The sequence below is a fragment of the Skermanella sp. genome (assembly GCF_059503625.1).
Map to the genome: position 1 here is coordinate 1 of NZ_JCACHA010001207.1, position 4,678 is coordinate 4,678.

A 4,678-nucleotide genomic window follows, 5' to 3' on the forward strand; every position below is an offset into this window, starting at 1 on the left:
GAAACGGAGAAGAATATCTTTACCGTCACACCAAGGGCCGAAGAAGTTGACCGGCGAAGATGCTTCTGCCGTAGGTCGGTCTAAAGCGAAGCGGCAGCCGACAGAGACGCTCCTGCTTGTCGGCTGCCGCTTCGCTTTAGACCGACCTACACAGCAAAGGTATCCGCACAGGTCGATCTCACCGGATTCTGGTATCAGTTCTTCCGAACCTTGTCGATCTCCGCGTAAAGTTCCGTCACCAGTTCCTCGCCGATCTCCTTGCGGAACTTCTCGATCACCGGGCCGGCCTTCTCGCGCAGCTTGGCGATCTCCTCGGGCGGGAGTTCGTTGATCTGCATGCCGGCCTTCGCGATCTCGTCCAGCGCCTTTTCCGCCTGCTCGCGCGCGACCTGACGCTGGTAGACCGTCGCTTCGGCGGCAGAGTCCCGAAGGATCTTCCGTTCGTCTTCCGACAGCTTGTCCCACAGCTTCTTGCTCGCGATGACGGCCTGCGGCGTATACATGTGGTTGGTCAGGCTGAGGTATTTGGAAACCTCGTTGAACTTGCCGTCCATGATGTTCAGCAGCGGGTTGGTCATGCCGTCGACAGCGCCGGTCTCCAGGGCGGTGTAGGTTTCCGTGAAGGGCATCGGGACCGCGTTGGCGCCGACGGCGTTCATGAACTCGACGTAGATCGGCGTCGGGATGACCCGCATCTTCAGGCCCTGGAGGTCTTCGGCCTTGGCGATCGGGCGCTTGTTGCCGTGCATCTCGCGGAACCCGAGGTCCCAGTACGCCAAACCGACCAGCCCCTTTTCCGGCAGCTTGTCCAGCAGCTTGCGCCCGACCGGGCCGTCCAGCACGGCATCGGCTTCCGCCGCCGTATTGAACATGTAGGGGAAGTCGAGGACGGCCATTTCCTTGACGTTGCCGGCCAGCAGGCTGGCGTTCATGACGGTCAGGTCGACGGTGCCGCCCTGCATGGCGGAAACGGTCTGGAGATCCGCGCCCAGCACGCCGCCGGGAAACGGCTTGACGGTGATCTTGCCGCCGCTCTTCTCCGCCACCAGATCGGCGAACTTCTGGACGCCCAGGACCTGCGGGTGTCCCTTGTTGCTGGCGGACGGGAACTTCAGGGTCCGCTTCTGGATGTCGGCAGCACTGGCGGCGCCGGCCAGCAGCATGATGCCGGGGACCAGGAGACCGGCAAGGATCTTGGATGAAAGTGTTTTCAAGGCGTTTCCTCCTTCGCTGTCCGCTTCTTCGGGAGCGGTATGGTTGACTATACAACTCGTTCTGTTGAAGGGAGAATGCGCAGCTGGGCCGTTAACGTCAAATACCAAGATGTCGGTCCGGATGAACATGATGTTAACTTGCGGGCTTCACCACGGCCGTCATCTCGGCCCGCAGCAAGGCGATGAAGCTTTCGGCGAAGCTCGACAGCCCGCGTTCCGCCTTGACCGCGACATAGGTATCGAAGGCGGTCGGTTCGTCGATGTCGAGCAGGCGGATGCCGGGCACGGCATCGTGGGCCACGGTGAACTGGTCGATCACCGCGATCCCCAGGCCCGCGCCGACCAGCCGGCAGACAGTCGTGCCGAAACGGGCACGGATCGGCATGGTATAGGACAGGCCGCGCCGCTCGAAGATGTCGGCCATGATGCGGCCATAGGGGTCGTTGGGGTCGATGCCGATCAGCGGGTAGCGCGCGATATCCTCGGCGGAGACGGACCCGCGCTCCGCCAGCGGGTGATCGGGCGGCGTGATGCAGAGCAGCTTGCCGCGCGCCAGCGCGATGCAGTCCAGCGAGGGGTGATCGACCTTGTAGCTCATCGCGACGATCTCCCCCTTTTCCAGCAGGAGGTAGTCCAGCGCCTCCTCGATCTTCAGGATATCGACGTCGATCATCAGGCCGGGATGCTTGGCTACGATCCGCTCGATCGCCCGCGGGACCATCATGTTGGCGATGCTCGGGACCGACGCGATCTTAAGCTCCGAGCCGTGGCCGCTCTCAAGCCGCTTCACAGTGAACTGAAGGTCCTCGACCTTCTTGTAGACGGCGTTGATCTGGCTGAAGACGTCGCTGGCCTCGCCGGCCGGGACGTAGCGGCCGTGGCGCCGGTCGAACAGCCGGACGCCCAGCGACTTTTCCGTGTACTTCATCAGGCGGCTGATGCCGGGCGCCGACACGTTGAGCAGCTTCGCCGCTCCGTTGATCGTGCCGGCGACCATGACGGCCCGGATCACCTCGATTTGCCGTAAGGTCAGCATCCTCCATGGATCGCAGGTCGTCCCGGTTTGATCAAGGGAGATCAGGGGCGCCGGCGGGTCACCCTATCCACAAGATAGGCAATCGAGCGGTACGGGACGCCGGAATGGTCCGACAAGCCGATCTCGCAGGTCCGGTTCGACGAGTAGCCGCCTTCGCAGCCGGCAGGCACCGCATCGGGCAGGCGGCGGAGCGCGTGGTCGTTCAGCTCCGGGGTCGAGAAGCCCTTGTCTCCCGCGAAGCCGCAGCAGCCGACGCCGTCCGGCACGACCACCGTTTCGGCGCAAGCCGTGGCGAGGCCGACGATCTTGTCGCCGAGGCCCAAGCGCTGGGCCGAGCAGTTGACGTGGACCAGCACCGGTTCGGCCTGCTTCGCGACCACTTCCAGCCGGGGCATCGCGTGGTCGTGCAGGAACTCGATGCTGTCCAGCACGGTCACCCGTCCCGCCAGCATCTTCTTCAGGCGCAGCGTGCAGGCGGACGCATCCATGACCACCGGGATGCGGCCATAGTCGTCGACGGCGATCACCGCCGCCGCAAGCTCCGCCGTCTTGGCGTCGGCCTCCCGGACCAATCCCTTGCTCTCGAACGCCTGTCCGCAGCACAGGCCGGCAAGGCCGTCCGGGAAGATCGGGCGGTAGCCGGCCTTGACCATCAGCGACACCAGACGGTCCGGCACGGCATCGGTTTCGGGTGCTCCGGGCGATGCGCCGAAGGTCCGGTTGGCGCAGCTCGGCAGGTAGATGACGGGCGTGCCGGAGGCATCGCCCTGCCCCGCCGCCGGCACGCTTGCCGGACGCGGCAGCGCCGGTCCGATCTTCGGCAGGCGTCCGCCCGAGATGCGATGGCCGTAGTCGGCCAGACGGCGCGTCGCCGCCGGTCCCAGCGTCCGGTTGGACAGCGCAACCGCGCCTAAGCCGAAGCGGGCAGCGGCCAGCGCGCCGCCGAAGTGCCGGCCGGCGATCCCGGCGATCCGGCGCCCCAGCGTCGACTGCCGGCGTCCCCGCAGCGCCTTGGTCAGCAGTCCCGTTTCGATCCCGACCGGACAGGCGGTGGCGCAGAGGCCGCAGGCGGCGCAGGTTTCCAGGCCCTGGTAATCGTACAGGGTGCGGAGGCCGGCTTCCCGCTCCGGATCGGTCCCGGTATCGGACAGGTGCGAGATCTCGCGCCAGCCGACGATGCGCTGGCGCGGCGTCAGCGTCAGTCCGGCGGACGGGCACATGCGTTCGCAGAAGCCGCATTCGATGCAGGTATCGACCAGCGGGTCGGCCTTGGGCAGCGGCTTCAGGTCCTTCAGATGGGCTTGGCTGTCGTCGCAGATGATGACGCCGGGGTTCAGGATGCCGTCCGGGTCGAGCAGGTCCTTGATCGACCGCATCAGCCGGTAGGCGTCGCGGCCCCACTCCATCTCCACGAAGGGGGCCATGTTGCGGCCGGTGCCGTGCTCCGCCTTCAGCGAACCGTCGTATTTCTCCACCACCAGCTTGCAGACGTCGTCCATGAAGGCGGCGTAGCGCTCGACCTCGGCATCGATGGCGAAGTCCTGGGTGAAGACGAAGTGCAGGTTGCCGTCCAGGGCGTGGCCGAAGATGATCGCCTCGTGGTAGCCGTGCTTCTCGAACAGCGTCTGGAGGTCGAGCGTGGCGGCGGCCAGATCGGCGATCCGGAAGGCGACGTCCTCGATGATGACGGTGGTCCCGGCGCGGCGGACGGCGCCGACGGCGGGGAACAGGCCCTTGCGGATCTTCCACAGCTTGCCGAATTCGTCCGGATCGGACGTGAAGGCGGCGGGCGCCAGCGTCCCGACGCCGCCGAGCACGGCGGATACCTGGGATATCCGGCCATTCAGCTCCGCCGCGTCCTCGCCCCGGACTTCCACCAGCAGTGCCGTGACGCCGTCGCCAAGGCCCCGGATCGCAGCCGGCATGCCCGGCTTGTCTTCGACCGAGCGGAGCGCCGGCCGGTCCATCAGCTCGACCGCGGCGACCGGCGTCGCCTTCAGCAGCGCCACCGCGCGGCAGGCTTCCCCGATATCGGGAAACAGCAGCAGGGCGCTGGCCTTGTGGGCGTGCTCGGGCACGGTGCGGTAGGTGATCTCGGCGATGAAGCCCAGCGTGCCTTCCGACCCGATCATCAGGTGCTGTAGGATCTCCAGCGGGTCTTCGAAATCGATCAGGGCGTTGATGCTGTAGCCGGTGGTGTTCTTGATCGCGAACTTGTCGCGGATGCGCCGCGCCAGCGCTTCATCGGCGCGGGTGGCCCGGCCAAGCTCGTCCAGCCGGGTAAGCAGGTCGCGGTGGCTGGTCCGGAAACGGTCGGTGCTGTCGGCATCTCCGGTATCGACCAGCGTCCCGTCGGCCAGCACCAGCCGCATCGGTCCATCCGCAAACTCGGTGCAGCGCGAGGGGACTGTAGGATGAAGATAACCAT

At 66.0% G+C, this 4,678-nt stretch carries 3 protein-coding genes; all 3 read right to left on the minus strand.

Annotation, left to right across the window (positions count from 1 at the left end):
* Positions 1–194: 194 nt before the first annotated feature.
* Positions 195–1,214, minus strand: a complete 1,020-nt coding sequence (locus AC5JJ6_RS42300) for a TRAP transporter substrate-binding protein (RefSeq protein WP_496047817.1) — start codon at positions 1,212–1,214, stop codon at positions 195–197.
* A gap of 133 nt (positions 1,215–1,347) precedes the next feature.
* Positions 1,348–2,250, minus strand: a complete 903-nt coding sequence (locus AC5JJ6_RS42305; protein ID WP_496047818.1) for a LysR family transcriptional regulator — start codon at positions 2,248–2,250, stop codon at positions 1,348–1,350.
* A 41-nt stretch (positions 2,251–2,291) separates the two neighbouring features.
* On the minus strand, positions 2,292–4,678 hold a 2,387-nt coding region (locus tag AC5JJ6_RS42310), incomplete at its 5' end, for an FAD-binding and (Fe-S)-binding domain-containing protein (protein ID WP_496047819.1).